The sequence below is a fragment of the Zhihengliuella halotolerans genome, from assembly GCF_004217565.1.
Classification (GTDB): Bacteria; Actinomycetota; Actinomycetes; order Actinomycetales; family Micrococcaceae; genus Zhihengliuella; species Zhihengliuella halotolerans.
The window spans coordinates 3506543-3528430 of record NZ_SHLA01000001.1; the positions used below are offsets into that span (position 1 = coordinate 3506543).

A 21888-nucleotide genomic window follows, 5' to 3' on the forward strand; every position below is an offset into this window, starting at 1 on the left:
GGACGAAGCGCCGACTACACCGCGAAACGACCGGCGTAAGGAAGACTGGGCCGTATGGTGATCAACTCCGTCTTGTGCGGTCCGGCTGTCTCCTCAACTTCGCATGGGGGCGTCTGATATGACGCAGCTTGATTATCCGCGACCCGCCGCGGACTGGCTCGAAGCGCTTCCACTAGGCAATGGGCGACTCGGCGCGATGTGTCACGGCGGCGAGCCAGCTGTCTTCGACCTGAATGAGGAGACCATCTGGTCCGGGCACCCGGGCAGCCAGTTCGACCAGTGGCGGGCCGGGCCAGGGGCGGGACCGGACGCGGAAGCCACCGTCCGACGTCGTTACGACTCGGCCCGCCACGCCGCGCTCGATGGCGACGTCGAACGGGTCCGTGAGCTGATCGCCGCGAATCAGACGGGATACGTGCAATCGTTCCTACCCCTGGGCCGGCTGACGATCTCCGGGGGTGGGCCCGACGGTGTGCGGCGTCTGGACCTGGCCCGCGCCGTGCACAGCACGCTGACACCCGGCGGCGAACCGGCCACCGAGACTTTCGTCTCGCGCACCGCTGACGTCCTGGTTCACCACATCGCCCCCAGCAGCCCGGGACAGACCACCGGCGGTGCCGAAGCTGATGCAGCCGGTCCCCGGATCACGGTCGACTTCGAGACCCCTTTGCGTGTCCTGAGCGAAGACAGAACCGCCACGCGGATCGAACTGCGGGTCGAGGCGCCACGGGACGTCGCCCCCGGCCACGAGCCTGGTCTGCCAGCCGCGACCTGGCCCGATCCAGCAGATGCCGGGACTGTCCAGGCCGCTCTTGTGGTGCGCTGGGTGTCGCAGGACGGCGGCACGGGCGCGCAGGGCGCCACGGTAGTGTGCGCCGTGCGCACCACCTACCCGGGACTGGAGGCCATCGAAGCCGGGGCGGCTGACTTCCGCCCGTGGGAGGTCGTGCTGGCGGAAGCGCGCGCCGACGCTAATGCCGCATTGGCCACCGGCTACGAGCGCTTGCTGGCTGACCACACGGCAGCTCATGCCCGGCTCTACGACCGCGTGGAACTGCGTCTCGGCGCGGCTCCTGAGGCGCAAGCATCCCCGGCGGGTGCGTCGGTGGAAGCGCGCTTGGACGCGGCGCGACGGTCAGCAGACGCGGTGGCTCACGATCCAGAACTCATCGGAGTCCTCTTCGACTACGGCCGGTATCTGCTCATCTCCGCTTCGCGGCCGGGCGGCCTGCCCGCCACGCTGCAGGGAATCTGGAATGCCGAGATGCAGCCGCCGTGGTCCAGCGCCTTCACGCTGAACATCAACACCCAAATGAACTACTGGCCAGCCCACGTGCTGAACCTGGCGGAAACAGCTGAACCTCTGCATCGTCTGATTCGGGTTCTCGCCGTCACGGGTCGTGCCGCGTCCGCCGAGTTGGGTGCAAACGGGTGGGCTGCGCATCACAACACGGACGCCTGGGGCGCGTCACACCCGGTGGGCGCCGGGCGCGGCGACCCGTCTTGGGCCTTCTGGCCCATGGCCGCCCCCTGGCTGGTCCGGCACCTCGCTGAGCATCAGGCGTTCGGTGCTGCTGAGCATGGATTCGAGTCCACGGTTCTGCGCCCCGTTGCCCGCGCAGCAGCAGAATCGATGCTCGATCGGATGGTTCCCCTGGCGGATGGTCGGTGGGGCACCGCGCCGTCGACCTCCCCGGAGAACACCTACCTCGTCAACGGGTCGGCCGCGCACACCGGCGTCTCCAGCACCATGGATATCGCGTTGGCCCGGGAGCTCTTCGGACTGGTCGCAGCGTGGGGCCCGGAGGCGGACCCGCTGGTGCAGCGATCCGCCGAGGCCCTGCAGCGCTTGCCCGAGGTGGGCACGCGCGCGGCTGCGGACGGCGTGATGGAGTGGGACCGGCCCGTCCAGGAGGTTGATCCGCAGCACCGTCACGTCAGCCATCTGTATCCCCTGTTCCCCGGGGACGAAGCCGATCTCCCGGCTGACGGTTCCTTCCAGCGGGCCGCGCGGAGGACGCTGGAGCGGCGCGGACACGAGTCGTCAGGCTGGTCGCTGGCCTGGAAAACAGCGCTCTGGGCGCGGCTGCGTGAAGGCCGGCACGTGGGTGAGTTGTTAGGGCTGTTTCTGCGCGATGCCCGGGGCCTCTCCGGCCAGTGGGCCGCCGGGCTCTATCCCAACCTGTTCGCTGCTCATCCGCCGTTTCAGATCGACGGCAATCTGGGGATGCCGGCTGCTATCGCCGAAGCCCTCCTGCAGAGCCATCGCCGCACACCCGACCTGGTGCGGCAGATCGATCTCCTGCCGGCGCTGCCGCCACAGCTGGCGGACGGCCGGGTGCGGGGTCTGGTCGCGCGTCCTGGAATTCTCGTGGATATCGACTGGCAGGGCGGCGCTCTGGTCCGCGCACGATTGATGCGTTCGGCGGCAGCAGGGCGCTCGACGCCCACCGGTTCCGCACCGGGGGCAGCTGACGAATCAGGTGCCGTGTTTATCGAACTGACCGCCCCCGTGACCGGTCCTGCCGGCCCGGACGGAACCAGCACGACGACGGCCGGGCGGGCACGAGTACTGTGTCCGCCCGGCCGCCCGGTGGAGTTGAGCGCGAATGATCTGGCTCCCGTTCCGTCAACCGGAGGCCGTCCGACGCCGGCAGATTAGTCGAATCGGAGCGCGGCGAGTCGCGTGCCGGCGATCAGTTCGACCTGCAGGTCCAGCGTCGCCGCGGCCGGCAGGTTCCCGTGGGTCAGGTCCGCGCCGGCGTCGTGCCACTCGTAGGGATCGGGGTCGGCGCTGGGAAGCTGCAGGTGCGCGATCTCGGTCCAGGCCTGATCCGTTCCGCTGGGCCGCACTCGAATCGTCGCCGCGGAGCGCCCGTGCCCTGAACGCGCCAGAACCGCCGTGATCCGCGACCGGCCGTGGAGCTGAACGCGGTCGAAACGAGCCCACCCGCGCTGGCGGTGCGGCTGCACGTCGAGACACTCGCCCGCCACACGCGAGAGGGCGCCGGTCACGACCGAATCGAAAGCGTGCGCGGCGGCCGCTTCGAGGATGTCAGGACGCCGAACGCCGGGCTGCGGCCCGTCGATGGTCACGTTGCTGGTGACCACCGGCGTTCCGGCATCCGGGCCGGAGACAACACGGTAGGTGCCCGCCTGGACCACGAACGCGCCACGTGTGGACACGGGTGCCTGCCTAGTGCGAAAGTCCACCGGGTCCGCCGCGACGTCCCACACCGCAAGCAGCCCCGCGTGGACGGGAACGGTCACGGTCCGGCGCTCGCCGGGGGCGAGCTGCACGCGTCGGTAACCGGCCAGACGGATCTCCGGGGCGCGGACCGTGAGCCGCGGAGCGCGCACCCAGACGGCGACGAGTTCGTGCGCCGGCCGATCGCCGGTGTTGCGGACGGTGACCGCAGCGGTGGTTGCCTCGTGGTCCACGGTCCGGGACCCGGCGTCGTCGTCCGGAGCGCGGCGCGCCGGAACGTGTGTTGTTGTGGGTTCAGGTGCGGTCAGCCGGGGCCGGTCGAGTTCGATCGACTCGTAGTCGACGCGGGAATAAGTCAGGCCGTGCCCCAGCGGATAGATCGGGGCGGCGCTGCTGTAGCGGTAGGTCGCGCTCGAGGTGACGACGTCGTAGTCGAGCAGGTTCCCGGCATCTTCGGGACTCTCCCACCACGTCTGGGCCAGGCGGCCCTCCGGTTCGCGGTCCCCGGCAAGTACGTCGACGAGGCCGTGCCCGAGCTCTTGGCCAGCGTGGCAGGACCAGACGACGGCTGAGGCGTCCGGCACCAGCGGCGCGATGTTGTACGGGTAGCTGGAGACGATCACGAGGACGGGGGCAGCGCCGGATTCCACCGCGGTGTTCCAGAGCTCGCGGCTCTGCTGGGGAAGCTCGAGATCGGGACGGTCCTGCGTTTCCCGGCCGTCGATGTGTGGGTCGTTCCCGACGGCCACGATGACGCGTTCCGCGCCCACACAGGCATCCGCAGCTGCGGCCGCTCCGGAACGGAGGACGCGCAGCACGAATCGGGCAGCGGATTCCCGATCCGCTTCGACGGTCAGCAGTCCGTTGTCGAGGATGCGGACCCATTTGCCGCTGCCGACGTGCTGCAGGGTGCTGGTGCCGTCGGCGCCGGTCACCAGCCGGAACGTTTCCTGAGCCACCCATCCGCCGACGCGTCCTGCTGACGCGCTGACGATCCAGTCACCCCCGGAGAGGAGTTTGCCCGTGCTGACTGAACGGAGGGTGACTGTCCCGTGTCCCCAGTCGGTGACGTCAAACTGCGCCGCGGGAGTGGCGGTAGTCGCCGTTGCGGCGAGTTTGGCCTCCGCACCCGTGGCTTCGACGTAGCGATCAGCATCGACGCTGCGCAGGGCGACGCGGTCGGCGCCGTCAGCCACGCGGATCTGGGCTTCGGGGAATCGCTCGCGCAACGCGGCCGCCAGCGTGACGTGGTACGGCGGGGTGCCCGAGTACCAGTCGTGGACCAGGTGGTCGGCGAAGGTGCCGATAACCGCGATGCTTGCGGGAGTTGTGGCGTCACGGGAGACGAGCGGCAGGGCACGCGCTCCTGCGGACTCGCGATTCTCCAGCACGACGACGCCGCGGCCTGCTGCCTCGCGCGCCAGATCGCGATGTTCGGGGGTATCGATGTCGGCCGGACCGATATCCCGATACGGATCGGTTTCCGGGGTGAATTCGCCGCTGCGTTCGCGGATTAGAAGGACTCGACGGACCGCCCGGTCGATGTCGAATTCTGAGATGAGCCCCTGATCGAGCGCTTCAGTGAAGGCCTGGATGGTGGGTTTCGCGTCGGAATCATGATCGGTATACGAATCAACGCCAGCGGTCAGGGCGGCAGCGTGTGATTCTGCATGAGTGGCGTAGAAACGCTGGAGGTCCACCATGAAGGACGGGGCGGCGGCGTCGGAACAGATCGCCAGTTCGACGGCGGCGGCGTCGCGCAGTTCATCCATGAGCTCGGCGCATAGGTGGGCCGGGCGCCCGTTGACCAGGTTGTACGACGGCATGACCGACCCCACCCAGCCGGAAGCAACCGCGTGGAAGTGCGCGGGCAGTTCGAATTCGCGCAGCGTCTGCGGCGGCAGGTGGGAACTGGTGACGGACCGGTCCGTTTCATTGTTGTACGCCAGGAAGTGCTTGAGGGTGGGGACGGTCCGCCAGACGTGCGGATCCTCACCCCGCAGTCCGCGACTGTACGCTGCCCCCAGCTCGGCCGTGAGATCCGGATCTTCGGAGTAGCCTTCTTCGTTGCGGCCCCAGAGCGGATGGCGCAGGGTGTTGACTACCGGAGCCCAAACGTTGAGGCTGACGCTCGGATCGACGGCTCGCTTGGCCCGGACCTCAATGGACGCGGCCTCTCCGATGCGCCGCAGCAGTTCCGGGTCCCACGTGGCGGCGAGCCCCACTGGCTGCGGGAAGACGGTTGCTTCGCCCAGCCAGGCTACGCCGTGAAGCGCCTCGCAGCCTGTGTGAAACCGCCCGAGACCCAGGCGCTCGATGGGTGGCGAATGCTGGTGGAGCATCGCGAGCTTCTCGTCCCGCGTCATGGCTGTCAGCAGGTCGTTGATGGATGTTCCGGATGTCACGGTGGTGGATTCCTGACTGTCGACGAATCCGTCGAAACGATTCGATGAACGATCCCTTGTCTGTCAGGCAGTCGAAGGGGAGCTAGTTCGTCGTCGTTCGCGGCGGCTCTTTTAACGAGATGCTTGTCAATTGGATGTGATCTACCTTACCTTTGGTGAAGCGCTTCGACAACGGGGTCGCTGCCACCACATGAATTGCCTGGAGGAACTCTGATGAGGACGACGAACGCTCGAGGACCCGAGAAACGGCCGCGTCGGCGGCCCTTGGCTATGTCCACCGCATCGATCTTGGCGGTGGCGCTCCTTGCTGGATGCGGATCCGCCGGCGCAGGCACGGGTGGCCCGGAAGAAGGCGACGGCACGCTGCCGAACTACGTCCCCTTGACGTTCGCCGAGCCGGACGTCCCGGGGATCAACGGTGCGCCCGATGGCTACACCCAGCTGCCGGCGGAGTTTGAACGCCAGTTCCCAGAGGCGCCGGGCTCAGGTGGTACCTACACGGCCATGACGCCGCTGTGGGGGGCCGTGCCGAAGACCGACGGCAACCAGTACCTGGAGTCCGTGAATGAAGCCATGGGCACCACCATCGACTTCCAGATCACCGACGGCACCACCTACGGAGACAAGCTTGCGGCCGTCCTGGCCGACCAGTCGAACATCCCCGACTGGGTGTCGATTCCGACGTGGAACTTCCCGCCGCGCTTCGGCCAGGCAGTGGGCACGCTCTTCGAGGACCTCACTCCCTTCCTGGCCGGTGACGCGGTGGCGGCCTATCCCAACCTTGCGAACATCCCCACGGACGCCTGGCGCAGTTGTTCCTGGAACGGGAAGGTGTACGGCATCCCGTTCCCGGCTGCCGCCGGCCAACGCAACGCGGCGTTCTACCGTTCTGATCTGCTGCCCGATGCCGAGCTGCCGACGACGGCTGAGGAGATGCTGGAGTTCGTCGAAGAGAACCATGCCGACGGGCATTGGGGCAGCAACGACCTGTGGATCTTCGCTACTGCGATGTTCGGCGTGCCGAGCAAGTGGAAGGTGGTTGACGGCGAGCTGGTTCACCGGGTCGAGACCCAGGAATACCGCGACGCGCTCCAGTGGATGGCCGATCTGTACGCCACCGGCGCCGTCCACCCGGATGCCGTGGCGGACAACGCCGCCGACGGCAAGCAGCGCTTCGAATCGGGCGACGTCGTCATCACCGCAGACGGAGTCGGAGCGTGGCACGAGGCGCTGAGCAAGATGCGGCCTGCCGACCCCGAGTGGGACATGGCCGCGCTCCCGTACTTTGCTGCCGCAGGAGGCGATCCGGTGCTGTACAAGTCGGATGCCGCCTCGATGTGCAGCTATCTCAAGGCCACGGACGACGATGCGCAGATCGAAGAGCTGCTCGACGCTGCCAATTTTCTCGCCGCTCCCTTCGGCACGGAGGAGAACATGACGATCACCAACGGTGTCGAGGGTGTCCACTACGAGCTGGATCAGAACAACGCGCCAGTGAAGACGGATCTGGGCCGGACCGAGGTGCAGCCGACTTTCATGTTCCTGGTCGCACCGCCGGAAATCGTCGCTGATCCAGAAAAACCGGACTATGTCGAAGCGCGGGTCAAGTGGCAGAACGAGACCACTCTGCACGAGGTCGAAGAACCGTTCTACGGCATGCGTGTCACCGAGCCCAACCAGTTTGCGTCCCTAGACCAGCCGTTCGCCGACCTCGAGAAGGACATCGCGCGCGGCAGGAAGAACATGGAAGACCTCGATTCCGCCATCGAGACCTGGCGGACATCCGGCGGCGAAGAACTGAGAACTCTCTATCAAGAGATTCTTGACGGCGAGGCTGATGAGATTGCTGACGAATCGGCGGAAGTCGACGAGTGATGAGCTCGACAACAGAGATCGACGAAGTCCGCGATGCGGGGCGGCCGGGCGAGACGCGCCCTAGCCGTCCCGCGCCGCGAAACGAGCCGCCCGCGAGAAGCCGCAAGGGGTGGCGGCTCCGGCTGCGGCAGGACCGCACGCTGCTGATCATGTGTGTTCCCGCCGTGGGGCTGCTGGCGGTCTTCGCCTACTTGCCCATGCTGGGCAACGTCATCGCGTGGCAGGACTACTCGCCGTACGTCGGAATTGCCAACAGCCAGTTCGTCGGCTGGGCCAACTTCGAACGCGTTTTCACCAATCCGCTGTTCCTGGACGCGGTGGTCAACACCTTGACGATCACCGCGTTTCAGCTGGTCTTCTTCTTTCCGGTGCCCATCATGCTGGCCCTCTTTGTCAACGGACTGATGACGCCATGGTTGCGCAATGTCATCCAGTCGGTGGTCTACCTGCCCCACTTCTTCTCCTGGGTCCTGGTGGTGACCATCTTCCAGCAGATTCTGGGCGGGGCCGGGCTGCTGAATCAGGAGTTGGGCAAGCTCGGGCTCGGCGGGTTCGACATGATGACCAACCCGGATACCTTCCTGCTCCTGGTGACGTCCCAGGCCGTCTGGAAAGACGCCGGTTGGGGGATGATCATCTTCCTCGCGGCGCTGAGCACAGTGAATCCCGAGCACTACGAGGCCGCCGCATTGGACGGTGCCGGACGCTGGCGCCGCATGTGGCATGTCACGCTGCCGGCGATCCGGCCCACCATCATCCTCTTGCTCATCCTGCGACTCGGCGACTCGTTGACCGTGGGATTCGAGCAGCTCATTCTGCAGCGCGGCGCTGTCGGCGCCGAGGTGGCGGAGGTCATCGACACGTACGTCTACTACCAGGGCGTGGTCAACGGCGACTGGGCGTTCGCGGCAGCAGCCGGGCTCGTCAAGGGGCTGGTGTCCCTGCTGCTGGTCCTCGGTGCCAACAAGTTGGCGCACCTGTTCGGAGAAGCGGGAGTCTACAAAAAAGCATGAGTACTACTACCGTCCACGAATCCACTGAACCGACGTGGTTCAAACGTACCTTCACCGCCGAGCGTCCGCCGTGGCAGGAGCGACAGGGCCCGTTCGGCTTGCTCCTCAAAGGCATCGCCACCGTCCTGGTCCTCTTGGCCGTCCTGCTGCCCCTCTACACCGTTGTCCTGACGTCCTTCTCCGGGCAGGAGGCCATCACCGAGGCCGGCGGGCTTGTCCTGGTCCCCGGTGAGCTGACGCTGGCCGCGTACCGGACCGTGCTGGCCGGCGGGGTCGTCACACAGGCCGCCATGGTGAGCATTTTCGTCACCGTTGTCGGCACGTCATTGTCGGTGCTGGTTTCGATTCTCGCCGCCTACGGTCTCTCCCGTCCCGCCTCGTTGTGGCACCGGCCGATCCTGTTCACCTTCCTGATCACCATGTTCTTCGGTGCAGGCATGATCCCCACATATCTGCTGGTCAGCTCGTTGGGGCTCATCAACACGCTCTGGTCGCTCATCCTCCCCACGGCCGTTTCGGCCTTCAACGTGCTGGTACTGCGCGCGTTCTTCATGGGGATCGACCAGTCGATTCTGGAGGCGGCGCGCATCGATGGCGCCAGCGACTGGAGGATTCTCTTCAGCCTGGTCGTCCCCATGTCCAAGGCGGCCATCGCCGTCGTCGCAATGTTCTACGCGGTGGGCTACTTCAACGCGTTCTTCAACGCGATGCTCTACATCAACGACAATTCACTCTGGCCGCTGCAGCTGGTATTGCGTTCATACGTTCTCCAAGGCGTTGAACTGCCTGGCGGGGGCGCAGTGCCCGGGGATGTCGCTGGTGGCGCGCCGGCCGACCTGGCCGTGAAGATGGCGATCATGGTGCTCGCCATCCTGCCGATCCTGGCCGTCTACCCGTTTGTGCAGCGGCACTTCACGAAGGGCGTCATCTTCGGCGCGATCAAGGGCTGACGTGGAAAGTTTCACCACGCGCTGCGGCCAGCCGGCACCGGGTCGGCTGGCCGCAGCATCACGTCAGGTGCCGGGTGGTTCCGCGGTCGGTCAGGACAGGCTGCAACAGTCGCACCTCGGCGTCGTCGTCACCCAGCACTGTATCTACAGCGAGTCGGCCGATGCGCTCGGCCGGAAGGTCGATACCGGTCACGGGCCTGGCCAAGGCATCGATAACGCTGCCGGGCGCCAACGCGATCAGCGAGATATCTTCGGGCACCCTCAGACCGAGTGTCTGCAGGTGGGAGATGACGTGCGGGAGAGCGACTTCATTGTGAACCATCAGCGCGGTGACCTCCGGCATGCGCTTCAGGACCGCGTCCACCGAGGCTGCCGCACCGGAACCCGAACTCGGCGTCGGCTGGTAGGTCCATTCCGCGTCGGCGGCGCGGCATGCCGTGCTCAGCCCGTGCAACATCCGGTCGGCATAAGAGGTGTGCCGCTTCCTGACTTCCTCCGGGGCGCCAATCAGCGCGATACGGCGGTGGCCGCCCTCGATCAGGTGTTCCGCTGCACGTTGGCCGACCTTCTCGAAGTCCAGGTCGATGCAGGAGAGGCCGCGGGGGTCGTGGGGGAGACCGATCAATACCACGGGCTGGCGAACGGATTCGAGGGTCTCCAGGCGGGGGTCATCGGATTCGACGTCCATCACCACCAGGGCGTCCACCATGGAGGTTTGAGCAGCGCGGGCAATGCTGTCGGCGTCGTCTTGTGTGAGCAGGAGGACGTCGTGATCGCGTTCGCGGGCGCGGGTGGCGATTCCTGCGACGAACTGCAGGATGACGTTGACATCGACGCCGGCGCGCAGGGGAGCGACCAGCCCGATGATGTGCGTCTTCGACATGGCCAGCGCACGTGCTCCCGCGTGCGGCCGGTAGCCGAGCTTGCGGATTGCCTGCTCCACGCGCAGTCGGGTGTCGGCGGAGATGGTCCGTTTTCCGGAGAGCACGTAGCTCACGGTGGACATGGAGACGTTCGCCGCTTTCGCCACATCTTCGATGGTTGCCATGCGGACAGGATACCCCTCAATCGAAACGCTTCAACGATTCTTCTGGCTGCCGTGCAGTCAGCGGACGCACGGCCGTGCCCGAGGAGGGACGTATGACTGAGATCAACCGCTTCGCTAACCTGATTCAACGCCGGGGTCTCCTCTACGGGGCCGACTACAACCCGGAGCAGTGGCCTGCGGACGTGTGGCCGCAGGATGCCCGGCTCATGCGCCAAGCGGGCGTGAACCTCGCCACCGTGGGGGTTTTTTCATGGGCGCGGATCGAGCCCGCACCGGGCGTCCGCGACTTCGCGTGGCTCGACGAGGTCCTGGACTGCCTGGGGTCCGCCGGAATCGGCGTCGATCTGGCGACCCCCACGGCCTCGCCGCCACCCTGGCTGGCGGAGCAGCACCCGTCGTCGCTCCCCGTCACCGAAGAAGGGGCAACCCTCACTGTCGGCTCCCGCAACCACTTCTGCCCCGGAGATCCGGCCTACCGTGCTGCGGCCCGTTCGATTGCCTCCGCCGTGGCTGAACGCTATGCAGAGCATCCGGCGGTAGAGATGTGGCACGTCGGCAACGAGTACGGTCAGATGTGCTTCTGCGACCGTCAAGCGGAGCTCTTTCGAGAGTGGCTTCGGGACCGCTACAGCACCCTCGACCAGCTGAATTGCGCATGGGACACGACCGTGTGGTCTCAGGTGTATTCTGCCTGGTCAGCCATCAACGTCCCCCGAGCGGCGCCGTATCATCGCAACCCCGCGCAAGCGCTGGACTGGCGCCGGTTCTGTTCGGATCAACTGCTGGACTGCTACCGGGAGCAACGAGATCTCATCCGCGACATCGATCCGGTGCGCCCGATCACGACGAACTTCATGGAGTTCTTCGCGCATGCCGACTACCGGGACTGGGCGCCACATGTCGATGTGGTGGCTGATGACGAGTATCCGGATCCTGCGGACCCGCACGCGGCCAGCAGCACCGCCCTGACGCAGGACCTCATGCGAAGTTTGCGTGCGGGACCGTGGATCCTGATGGAGCAGGCGGCCAGCGCGGTGTCGTGGCGCGGACACAACCTCGTCAAGAGCCCGGCACGTATGCGGCGAGACTCCCTTCAGGCCGTGGCCCGAGGAGCGGACGGGGTCTGCTTCTTCCAGTGGCGGCAGGCGCTCGCCGGGCCGGAGAGATTCCATTCGTCGATGCTCCCGCACGCCGGCGAGGACACGGAAGTGCACGCGGGCGTTCGTGAACTGGGTGCCGACCTCAAGTCGCTGGCAGGCACCGCCGGCGAGCACAGCGCCGCACACACCGGAATCCTCTGGGATTGGCAGTCGTGGTGGACGGCGACGTTGCCCGCGCAGCCTACGGACCAGCTCGACCCCCTTGAGCAGACCCGCCGTTGGCATCGCTCGCTCTGGCGGCGGGGAATCGCAACCGACGTCGTCGCCCCGGACGCGGACCTGTCCGGGTACCGCCTCCTGATAGCACCCGCGCTGACGGCGCTCGAAGGGGCGGACGCGGATCGGCTGCAAGCGTGGGTAGGCAGCGGCGGCGTGCTGGTGACGGGGCCCTTCACCGCCGTGTGCGACGCGTCGACTCGGATTCACGCCGGCCGATTCCCCGCCCCTTTGGCCGCGCTGCTCGGCGCGTCCGGTGAGGAATACGTTCCACTGCCCGAGTCCGGGGCCGGCATCCGCTGGACACGTGCGCAGTATCGCGCTGAGTACGACCCGGTCCTGCACCTCGCGGAGGCTGACCGCGGGTCTCAGCCACGCGCCGTCGTCTTCGCGGAGCGATTTCGCACAGACGGGGCCGAGGTGCTCGCCGAGTTCGATGCGTCCGACGGCGGAGTCGCGGGAGCAGCCCTCACACGCAACGCGGTCGGAGATGGCGCGGCCTGGCACCTCGCGGCGGTGACGGACCAGCGCACGCTGGACGCCGTCCTGGCGGGGGCGGCTGCGGACGCCGACCTGCGTCGATTCGACCTGCCCGACGGAATCGAAGTGGTCCGCCGTGGACGTGCGCTCTTCGTCCTGAATCACGCTGACGTCGGGCGGAGCGTGGAGCCGGGCGAACTCCTGGCCGCGCTCGGCGGCGAGACCTCGCCCCCTGTGGCGCATTGCCTCCTGACCGGACAGCAAGTCAGCGCTGCGGACGGAGAGATCGCGGTGGGGCGCGACGACGTACTTGTTCTGGTTCCGGGCCGCGCGCCCGGAACCGCAGAGAATTCCAGAGATGAAGAGGTAACGCAGTGAAATTCAGTGACGGATTCTGGCAGCTCCGACCGGGTGTACAAGCGCTCTACGGTCGGCAGACCTACGATGTGCAGCATGAAGGCGACACGCTGAATATCATCGTGCCCACCAAAGTGGTCGAGACCAGGGGAGACACCCTCAACCGGCCTGCTCTATCCGTGGTGCTGCACTCGCCCATGCCCGGCGTCGTCGGCGTGCGGATCGAGCATCACACCGGCGGCGACCGCAAGGTGGCGTTCGACCTGCCCGGCACGCGCGACAGCTCGGGGGCAGGACACGTGCAGATCGCCATGGACCAGGACGCTGCGCGCCTGGTGAGCGGAGATGTCACGGCCACGGTGAGCCGTGGCGCGCCGTGGTCCCTCGTCTTTACGGACACCGAGACGGGGCGAGTCCTGACGTCCAGCGGTGACAAGTCCCTCGGATACCTTCAGGTGGCGGCGAACGCGCCCGTGGACGGGGCGTTCGTCAGCGGCACCGACGGTTCCGTCGGCGGCGCCTACCTGCACGAGCAGCTGGCTCTGGGCGTTGGCGAACTCGTCTACGGGCTGGGGGAGCGATTCGGCCCGCTCGTCAAGAACGGCCAGAGCATCGAGGTGTGGAACGCGGATGCCGGCACCTCGAGTGAGCAGGCCTACAAGAACATCCCGTTCTACCTCACCAACCGAGGCTACGGCGTACTGGTCAATCATCCGGGGCACGTCTCGTTCGAAGTCGGCTCCGAAACGGTAGAACGCGTTCAGTTCTCCGTAGCGGGAGAATCGCTCGAGTACTTCGTCATCGGCGGCGGTCAGCCGGCCGGTGTCTTGGATCGCTACACCGAACTCACCGGCCGGCCGGCGCGTGTGCCCGCCTGGTCCTACGGTCTCTGGCTCTCCACCAGTTTCACGACGGACTACGACGAAGAGACCGTCACGGGTTTCATCGAGGGGATGGCCGAGCGTGAGATCCCCCTGAGCGTCTTCCATTTCGATTGTTTCTGGATGCGCGAGTTCAACTGGTGCGACTTCGAGTGGGACCCCCGTGTGTTTCCGGATCCGGCCGGGATGCTGGCGCGTCTGCACGAGCGGGGGCTGCGTGTCTGCGTGTGGATCAATCCGTATATCGCCCAGCGATCACCGCTGTTCGACGAAGCCAAAGCCAACGGCTACCTGGTCCGCCGGACTGACGGTTCCGTCTGGCAATGGGACATGTGGCAAGCGGGAATGGCCCTGGTCGACTTCACCAATCCGGCCGCCGTCACGTGGTACCAGGATCATTTGCGACGTCTGGTCGCCCAAGGTGTCGATTCGTTCAAGACCGATTTCGGCGAACGCATCCCCGTGGATGTCGACTACTTCGACGGCTCAGACCCGGAACGCATGCACAATCTCTACACGCAGCGCTACAACGAAGCGGTGTTCGAGGTCCTCGAGGAGGCTCGTGGTGCTGGCGAGGCGGTGCTGTTCGCGCGTTCGGCTACCACTGGTGGCCAGCGACTGCCCGTGCACTGGGGAGGTGACAACACATCGACGTTCGAATCAATGGCGGAGACGCTTCGCGGCGGGCTCTCTCTCGGCCTCAGCGGGTTCGGCTTCTGGAGCCATGATATCGGCGGCTTCGAAGGCATGCCGGATGCCGGGGTGTTCAAGCGGTGGGTCGCGTTCGGCCTGCTCTCCAGCCACAGCCGGCTGCACGGATCTGAAAACTATCGCGTCCCCTGGCTGTTCGATGCCGCTGAAGGACGCGACGAAGCAGATCCGTTGTCCGCAACGTCGGTCCTGCGCCGCTTCACGCAGCTCAAACTCGAACTGATGCCGTATTTGTTTGCAGCCGGAGAAGAAGCGCACCGGACCGGACTGCCGGTGATGCGACCCATGCAGGTCGCGTTCCCGGAGGACCCCGCAACGGCCTATCTCGAGCGGCAGTACATGCTGGGCCCGGACCTGTTGGTTGCACCGGTCATGGACCCGTCCGGCGAGGTGGATTTCTATCTGCCGGCTGGACGGTGGACCAGCCTGCTCACGGGAGAAACGCGCGAAGGCGGGGCGTGGGTTCGAGAGCATCACGAGTTCGATTCGCTGCCGCTCTACGCACGCTCGGGGGCAGTGATCGCCACGTCGCCGGGTGCAGACCGGGCGGATGCTGACTGGCTTTCGGGCGTCACCTTGCGCATCTTCCCCGGCCCGACGACGGCGCGGCGCACCGTTGACGTGGTGAGCCCCGACGGCCAGCGGGAGACCTTTGAGGTGACGATCGAAGCGGGCCGCGTGGCGGTTCGAGGCGGGCAGGGAACCGGCACCGGTTTTAAGGTCCAACTGCCCGGGGCGGACCCCGTGGCTGCACGTCATGGAGAGGTGGAGATTTCCCGGTGAAGACTGAGTCGAGCAAGCAGCACACGGCGACCCCGCGTCAGGCACCTGAAGTGGCGAGTGAGTTCCCGGCGGGTTTCCTCATCGGTGCGGCGACGGCGTCGTACCAGATCGAAGGCGCCGTGCAGGAGGACGGGCGCATCCCCTCCATCTGGGACACGTTCAGCCATACCCCGGGCAAGACCTGGAACGGCGACACGGGGGATATTGCGGTGGATCACTACCACCGCTTCGAGCAGGATCTCGATTTGATGGCGGACCTGGGGCTGCAGGCATACCGGTTCTCCATTGCTTGGCCACGCATTGTCGACGCTGACGGACAGACCAATCCCGCCGGCATCGACTTCTACTCGCGTCTTGTCGACGGACTGATCAGCCGCGGCATTCGTCCGATCGCCACGTTGTACCACTGGGACCTGCCCCAGCACTTGGAAGATGCTGGCGGATGGTTGAACCGTGAGACGGCGTATCGGTTTGCGGAGTACGCGGCTGAGATCGCCAAGGCACTCGGCGATCGGGTCCACACGTGGACCACGTTGAACGAGCCGTGGTGCTCTGCTTACCTCGGCTACGGCTCCGGGGCCCACGCGCCGGGGCTGGCTGACGGCGCGGCAGCACTTCGCGCCGTGCACCATTTGAATCTGGCGCACGGCTTGGCGGTCCCGCAACTCCGGCGGCATTCCAGTAACCGTCCCGCGGTCTCCGCCACGCTGAATTTCCATGTGGTCCGAGGCGACGATCAGGAGGCGTGCCGCCGAATAGATGCGCTGGCCAACCGTGCGTTCACGGGCCCCATGCTGCGCGGCGAATACGACGCGGATCTGCTCGAAGACACTCGCGAGGTGACGGACTGGTCATTTGTGCAGGAGGGGGATCTGGAACTCATCCACCAGCCGATCGACCTGCTGGGTGTGAACTACTATTCCACCGTCACAGTGCGGATGTGGGACGGCGAGGGGGAGCACGTCCGCAATGACGGCCACAAGGATATGGGCGGGACTCCGTGGCCCGGCAGCGAGCATGTCGAATTCCTGGCCCAGCCGGGTCCGTTCACGGACATGGGTTGGAACATCGCACCGGACGGGCTCGAGGATCTGCTGGTCTCCCTTCACGAACGCTACCCGGAGCTGCCGCTCATGATCACCGAGAACGGTGCTGCTTTCCCGGACGTCGTCGCGACGGGGGAGGACGGTCCGTGCGTGCACGACGAGCTGCGGGTGGACTACTTGGTCCGACACTTTGCCGCCGCTCAAGCAGCTATCGCGCGCGGAGTCGACCTCCGCGGATATCTGGTCTGGTCCCTGCTGGACAATTTCGAGTGGGGCTTCGGCTACGCCAAGCGCTTCGGCATTGTCCGGGTGGACTACGAAACGCAGGAACGCCTCGTCAAAGACAGCGGTCACTGGTTGCGTCAGACGATCTCAGCACACCGTCAGCGCTCCGCACTCGAAGCTCCCACTGAGACAGACGCATGAGCTGACGCGCAGGGGAGGCGATGCACCGCACAGCGGCGGCCGGGCCTAGGGCCCGGCCGCCGCTGGTGTGCTCGGCTCTATTCGGAATTACCCATGATGATCCCGCGGCCGTTAGTGCCGACGTAGACGCGGCCGAAGACATCCGGGTCGCCTTCAACCGCAGCGCCGATCCAGCCCCACTGGTTCTGGTCGTCATTGATGCGGTTCCACGCGGATCCGCCGGTGGTTGAACGGAAGACCCCGCGCACGCCGTCGTGTTCGCCGACCACGAAGATCGTCGGCTCGCTCGAGCCCGGCGCCGCTTTGCCGTAGCCGACGGCGTCAGCTTCGTCGAAGCCTGGTGCCGGCGCCCATGTTTGACCGTGGTCCGTCGAGTGCCACAGGCCGTACGTGGTGTCCTCATCGGCTTTACCACCGGCGAACCAGAGCTCGCCGGCTGCCCCCGGCACCGCGCCGAAACGGATGTTGCCGGACGAAGGCAGTTGCGACGCGGCCGGAACGCCGTTCCGGTTGGCCGCGGTGAACGTCTCGCCACTGTCGGTGGAGTAGTAGAACTCTCCGTCACCGTAGGCGTAGAGAAGTGAACCATCCATCCGGTCGCTTTCCACCCGAGACCCCGCTGGCAGAGAGTTGACGGCCTGCCACGTGGCGCCGTCGTCCTCGCTGCGCACCGGCGTGGCACCGTCGGGAGCCCATACGACGACGTCGCCGTCCGCGTTGACGGTCACCGTCCCCGGGCCGTGGGCGCCAGCGATCGTGGCCCCGGAGTGCCACGTGTCGCCTTGGTCGCGTGACACCGCAGCGAGCTGCTGGCCGCTGCCGTCTGTTCCTGCGCGCACCAAGACGGTTTGGTCGAGCCCGGCTGCGTCGACGCTGGTTCCGCCGCCGAAGTACGGCCCGCTGAAGGACTGGGGGACGACAGAGACGTCGTCGTGCACGAATCCGCCGAGGTCGAGCATCGCTGAAACCAGTTCGACGTCGCCAGCTGGGGCGACGAGGTCCTGGATCGCCGTTTCTTCGATGCCGAAAGCTGCCGATTCCAAGTGGATACGTTCGCCGTCGTCCCAATCGAGAAGGTTCTCGGTGCGGAAGATGGTTGCTCCCGTGCCGTACATCGCCTCGTCGGGGTTGAAGGGGTTGATCTGCAGCGATTCCATCATCCAGCCCACCCTGGGTGAGGGTTGCACACCCGGGCCCGGGGCCGTGGGTTCACTGCCGAAGGTGAGCCAAGGGACACCATCGATGGACTGCGTGTACCGGGTGTTGATGGTCTGCTCGCCCGTCTGCGGGTCGGTTCTGAAGTCCCACAGCGGATCCCACGTGCCACCGCGGTCGGTGCTGCGGAAGATCAGGTTGTCCGGCCACCAGTGGATTTGCGAGGTGACCATCACGGTGCCCGGGTTGGTGCGGTCCAATGCGAGGCCGGCGAAGCCGAAGTCGGTGCCCGTGGGACGGTCCTGCGGGGTGATCTCCGTCCACGTTCCGTGGCTGATCGAATACCGCCAGACCTCGCCGTCTGCGCCGTCGTAAGGGCCGGCCGTGTCACTTGTGGCGAGGTAGAGATCGTTATTCTCGGGGTCGATCAGGCCTTGATGGGGGAGGAACCCCTTGGGGGCGCCGTCGACTGGCTGCCACGTGGAGCCCGCGTCATCGGAGCGGTAGAGGATGTTGTCGGTGTCAGCTACCGCGGTGAAGAGTGTTTGCGTCGGGCCGCTGGCGCTGCTGTCTGCAGCGAAGGCGGTCCAGAGGACGCCCAGGTTGGACCGCAAGTAGGAGTTGTCCGAGTCGGGCTCGGGGACGAAGTCTCCGACGTTGGGGAACGACTGGACCTGCGACCACGTGGCGCCGTAGTCCGTCGAGCGCCACAGGCCTTCACCTTCCTCAGCGCCGTAGTACAGGACGCTGTTGTCTTGCGGGTCGATCTGCAGTCGCTCGCCGATCCCGCGGCCCGGCATGTTGCCGCCAACTTTGAAAGGCAGCGCCGTGCTCTCCCAGGTTTCGCCGTAGTCGTCGGACCGCAGAATGGCCCCGTTGTAGGGGTCCCATTCGTTGGTGTACATGCCGGTGGCGAGGTACACCCGGTTGGGTTCCACGGGGTCGGTGGCCAAGCTGAGGACGCCGAGCCGGTTCCATTCATCCCAGCCCAGATCGTCATTCAGCGGTATCCAGCGGTCTGTTGTGCGGTCGAGTCGGTAAGCACCTCCAATGTCCGTCCGGGCGTAGACGAGGCCCGGCTCGGATTGGTTGTAGATAATGCCCGGGACAAAACCTCCGCCAGCGATCTCTACGTTGGACCACGTGTAATCCTGGCTGTTCTGGTTGTCTTTGCCTTGATGGGGCCGGCCGCGTTCTTTGGCGCGCGCGTGTCCGGGCGGGACAACCCGCCCGTTCGAGTGCGGGGGAGGTCCGGCATGAGCCGGTGGGGTTGTTCGTTCAGCCTGGTCCGGCCTCGCATGGGGCGGTCGCTCCGGCGGGGCTGCGAGAGCGGAGGCGGGAAGGCAGGCAACTAACGTCATGGCGCCGGCCAAGGGCAGGGCGATCTTCAATCGAGGGCGCAACAGGCACTCCTTCGGTGTCGCGTTGAGAACCGCCGGGAGCCAGCTGGTCTAGGCGCACGCCAGTACGTGGCAGTGGCGGAACAACAGGTGTGTACCTGTTGAAATCGAAACCTATCGAAGCGCTTCACCAATGGTCAAGAGTTTTTGTGACGTAGATCGCAGAAAACTGAATCGAAGCGTTACGACGTCGAGCGCGAGCGCGGGGTGTCGCAAGGACTCAGGGGGTGCAGGTCTCGGCCGCGATGTCGAGGACGGCGCTTGCGCGTGGAGTCAAGTCCATTCCCAGTGGCCACATGGCGACGACGGAGGTCGGGCCGGCCGTTGGCTCGATGGGGCGGATAGCGAACGGGCGGCCCTCGAGGCTGAGCCGATGCTCGCGAGGGCGCGACATCTGGACGGTGTAGCCGACGCCGTGGGCCACGAGTTCGCGGGCGAGGATCATCTGCGGGACTGTCATGATGATTTTCGGCGTCAGACTGGCGGCCTCGAAGGCCGCGTACACGGTCGCGGTGCTCGGATTCGTCCCGTACAGCAGCAGGTCCTCGCCGGCCAGGTCGGCAAGCGAGACCGTCGTCTGCGCGGTCAGCGGGTGGTCCTGCGGCAGGACGGCCTCGAGCTGAGTCGAATAGAGGCGGCGCTTAGCGAATCCGCCCGGAAGGTGCAGGTCGTAGGCGAGCATCGCGTCGAGGTATCCCGACTCCAGCTGCGGCAGCAGCTCGTCGTGCGTGCCGGCCATGAGCTGCAGATCGATGTCGGGGAAGCGCTGGCGGACCTCGCTCAGGATGGCCGGAAGCAGGTGCGGCGCGAGCGATGCGAAGCAGCCGAGGTGCACGGGACCGCGCAGGGGAGCACGGTCCTGGGACGGGTTGAGGAGCAGCTCCTCGGAAGCGCGAACGATCTTCGACGCCTGCGCGGCGAAGTGTCGTCCCGCCGGGGTCAGCTGGAGGCCGCGGCCCTTGCGTCGGACGCACAAGTGCTCGCCGGCGGCCCTTTCAACTTGTGTGATCGCCTGCGAGAGGGCTGATTCCGAGATGTGAAGCTCGGTGGCCGCCGAGGAAAGCGTCGAGTGCGAGGGCAGCACGCTGAACATCTCGAGCTGGCGCAGCGTGACGCGGACATTACCGACCGTTCGGTCGTCGTCGGGCGCGGGCATGACCACTCACCTGCCTCTTCAGCTCAGCTTCATTATTATTCCGGATCTATCCAATTTACCCGATGTGGTGACCCGTGCCACACTCGGGTGCGACGGGCAGGGGAATGGCGTTCCGGGCAGCCGGGCCCTTCCACCATCGACCACTTCATTCGTCAAAGACGACGGCTGGCCGCGAGGCCGGCACCGAGGAGCAAGCAGTGAAAAAAGCAATCCGCCATTCCGGGAGGTCCAACCAGCGCCGCGTGGCGATGGCCACCCTCGTGGGTACCACCGTCGAGTGGTATGACTACTTCATCTACGCGATGGCTGCGGGCCTCGTCTTCTCCAGCGCGTTCTTCGAGCCGGTCGGCCAGGAGCTCGGTCTGCTGATCGCTTTCGCCTCCGTCGGCATCAGCTTCCTCTTCCGCCCGCTCGGCGCCTTTCTCGCCGGGCACTACGGGGACCGGATCGGCCGCCGCGCCATGCTGGTCCTCACCCTCGTCGTCATGGGCGGCGCCACGACCGCCGTCGGCCTGCTGCCGACCTATCACGACGCCGGCATCATCGCCCCGATCATCCTGCTCTGCCTGCGCATCCTGCAGGGCCTCTCCGCCGGCGGAGAATGGGGCGGCGCGGTGCTGATGGCCGTCGAGCACGCCCCGAAGGACCGCCGCGGCCGCGCTGGCGCTTTCCCGCAGCTGGGCGCCCCGCTGGGCCTCGTCATGGCCTCGGCGATGATGGCGCTCATGTCGGGCGTGATCGCACCCGGTGACGCGTTCGTCGAGTGGGGCTGGCGCATCCCGTTCCTGTTCTCGTTCGTCCTGATCATCCTGGGCTACATCATCCGCCGCGCCGTCGACGAGTCCCCGGTCTTCCAGGAGATCGCCGAGCACAAGCAGCAGTCCTCCGTTCCGGTGGTGGAGCTCTTCCGCAAGCACTCCCGCCTCGTCGTCATCGCGGCCCTCGTCTTCGCCGCCTGCAACGCCGCCGGCTACATGGCCACGGGCGGCTTCATCCAGAGCTACGCGGTCTCGAACGTCGGGCTCGACCGCACGGACGTGCTCAACGCCGTCACCTACGGAGCCGTCATCTGGGCCGCTGCCACCTATCTGACCGCCATCGCGTCGGACCGGTTCGGACGCATCCGGGTCTACCAGATCGGGCACGTGGTCCTGGCGGTGACGATCTTCCCGCTCTTCTGGCTCCTGAACACGGGCGAGATCAGCATGTTCTACGTCGGTCTGACGTTCTTCGCGCTCGGCCTCGGCGGCACCTACGGGGCGCAGGCGGCCCTCTACTCGGAGATGTTCCCGGCGTCGATCCGCTTCTCCGGGGTCTCGATCTCCTACGCGCTCGGTTCCATCGTCGGCGGAGCGTTCGCGCCCATGATCGCCGCCTACCTCGTGCAGCAGACCGGTACCACCACGTCGGTCTCGTTCTACCTGCTGGCGCTCACGGCCGTCTCCCTCGTCGCGGTCTCCCTGATCCGCGACCGCAGCGGCATCAACCTCTCGATCAACAATGAAGCCGAGCAGGCCATCGGCGCGCTCGTGACCGACAAACGTCCGATTCCCGCCACGGTCAAGGAGGCTGCGGTCAAGGAGCGGGTCTGAGCGGAATTGAACAGCACGACGGCGTC

The 21888-nt window shown here is 66.3% G+C and carries 12 protein-coding genes; 8 read left to right on the forward strand and 4 right to left on the reverse strand.

What is annotated here, in order from left to right:
• The first annotated feature begins 118 nt into the window (after window positions 1-118).
• Entirely contained in the window at window positions 119-2662 is a 2544-nt protein-coding gene (locus tag EV380_RS16175) for a glycosyl hydrolase family 95 catalytic domain-containing protein (protein ID WP_165391988.1), read from the forward strand.
• On the opposite strand, the gene EV380_RS16180 is transcribed toward EV380_RS16175, so the two are convergent.
• On the reverse strand, window positions 2659-5613 hold the full coding sequence (locus EV380_RS16180; RefSeq protein WP_242607669.1) for a glycoside hydrolase family 3 N-terminal domain-containing protein: 2955 nt from the start codon (window positions 5611-5613) through the stop codon (window positions 2659-2661). The genes EV380_RS16175 and EV380_RS16180 overlap by 4 nt on opposite strands.
• Before the next feature lie 270 nt (window positions 5614-5883).
• On the opposite strand from EV380_RS16180, the gene EV380_RS16185 reads away from it, so the two are divergent.
• The 3 genes from EV380_RS16185 to EV380_RS16195 are packed head-to-tail and all read left to right on the forward strand — an operon-like array spanning window position 5884 to window position 9451.
• Window positions 5884-7488, forward strand: coding sequence for a type 2 periplasmic-binding domain-containing protein (locus tag EV380_RS16185; protein WP_242607670.1), 1605 nt, complete (start codon window positions 5884-5886; stop codon window positions 7486-7488).
• Entirely contained in the window at window positions 7488-8501 is a 1014-nt protein-coding gene (locus tag EV380_RS16190) for an ABC transporter permease (RefSeq protein ID WP_130451978.1), read from the forward strand. Before EV380_RS16185 ends, EV380_RS16190 begins: the two co-directional genes overlap by 1 nt.
• Window positions 8498-9451, forward strand: a complete 954-nt coding sequence (locus tag EV380_RS16195) for a carbohydrate ABC transporter permease (protein WP_130451979.1) — start codon at window positions 8498-8500, stop codon at window positions 9449-9451. The genes EV380_RS16190 and EV380_RS16195 overlap by 4 nt, the downstream gene beginning before the upstream one ends.
• Before the next feature lie 58 nt (window positions 9452-9509).
• On the opposite strand, the gene EV380_RS16200 is transcribed toward EV380_RS16195, so the two are convergent.
• A complete protein-coding gene (locus EV380_RS16200; RefSeq protein ID WP_130451980.1) occupies window positions 9510-10499 on the reverse strand; it encodes a LacI family DNA-binding transcriptional regulator in 990 nt (329 codons plus the stop codon).
• A gap of 92 nt (window positions 10500-10591) precedes the next feature.
• Here EV380_RS16200 and EV380_RS16205 point away from each other — a divergent pair, with 92 nt between their 5' ends.
• Genes EV380_RS16205 through EV380_RS16215 form a run of 3 tightly spaced genes read left to right on the forward strand, consistent with a single transcriptional unit; the run spans window position 10592 to window position 16559 of the window.
• A complete protein-coding gene (locus EV380_RS16205) occupies window positions 10592-12733 on the forward strand; it encodes a beta-galactosidase (RefSeq protein WP_130451981.1) in 2142 nt (713 codons plus the stop codon).
• The gene (gene yicI, locus EV380_RS16210; protein WP_130451982.1) at window positions 12730-15087 is read left to right on the forward strand and encodes an alpha-xylosidase; all 2358 of its coding nucleotides are present in this window, start codon (window positions 12730-12732) and stop codon (window positions 15085-15087) included. The genes EV380_RS16205 and yicI overlap by 4 nt, the downstream gene beginning before the upstream one ends.
• 50 nt (window positions 15088-15137) lie before the next feature.
• Window positions 15138-16559: a GH1 family beta-glucosidase gene (locus EV380_RS16215; protein WP_130452284.1), complete on the forward strand. Its 1422-nt coding sequence runs from the start codon at window positions 15138-15140 to the stop codon at window positions 16557-16559.
• Between the two features lie 77 nt (window positions 16560-16636).
• Here EV380_RS16215 and EV380_RS16220 read toward each other — a convergent pair whose 3' ends face one another.
• Together EV380_RS16220 and EV380_RS16225 are read right to left on the reverse strand one after the other, a co-directional pair.
• On the reverse strand, window positions 16637-18667 hold the full coding sequence (locus tag EV380_RS16220; RefSeq protein ID WP_165391989.1) for a DUF6242 domain-containing protein: 2031 nt from the start codon (window positions 18665-18667) through the stop codon (window positions 16637-16639).
• 667 nt (window positions 18668-19334) lie between these two features.
• Window positions 19335-20270, reverse strand: a complete 936-nt coding sequence (locus tag EV380_RS16225) for a LysR family transcriptional regulator (protein WP_130451984.1) — start codon at window positions 20268-20270, stop codon at window positions 19335-19337.
• A 248-nt stretch (window positions 20271-20518) separates the two neighbouring features.
• On the opposite strand from EV380_RS16225, the gene EV380_RS16230 reads away from it, so the two are divergent.
• Window positions 20519-21862 (forward strand): MFS transporter, encoded by a 1344-nt coding sequence (locus tag EV380_RS16230; protein ID WP_242607748.1) that lies wholly within the window; start codon window positions 20519-20521, stop codon window positions 21860-21862.
• The last annotated feature ends 26 nt before the right edge of the window (window positions 21863-21888 follow it).

What these genes read in the sequence shown, in the direction of transcription:
- EV380_RS16175 (WP_165391988.1), top strand. Translation starts at nt 119, where the DNA reads ATGACGCAGCTTGATTATCCGCGACCCGCCGCGGACTGGCTCGAAGCG.
- EV380_RS16185 (WP_242607670.1), top strand. Translation starts at nt 5,884, where the DNA reads ATGTCCACCGCATCGATCTTGGCGGTGGCGCTCCTTGCTGGATGCGGA.
- EV380_RS16190 (WP_130451978.1), top strand. Translation starts at nt 7,488, where the DNA reads ATGAGCTCGACAACAGAGATCGACGAAGTCCGCGATGCGGGGCGGCCG.
- EV380_RS16195 (WP_130451979.1), top strand. Translation starts at nt 8,498, where the DNA reads ATGAGTACTACTACCGTCCACGAATCCACTGAACCGACGTGGTTCAAA.
- EV380_RS16200 (WP_130451980.1), bottom strand. Translation starts at nt 10,499, where the DNA reads ATGGCAACCATCGAAGATGTGGCGAAAGCGGCGAACGTCTCCATGTCC.
- EV380_RS16205 (WP_130451981.1), top strand. Translation starts at nt 10,592, where the DNA reads ATGACTGAGATCAACCGCTTCGCTAACCTGATTCAACGCCGGGGTCTC.
- EV380_RS16225 (WP_130451984.1), bottom strand. Translation starts at nt 20,270, where the DNA reads ATGCCCGCGCCCGACGACGACCGAACGGTCGGTAATGTCCGCGTCACG.
- EV380_RS16230 (WP_242607748.1), top strand. Translation starts at nt 20,519, where the DNA reads ATGGCCACCCTCGTGGGTACCACCGTCGAGTGGTATGACTACTTCATC.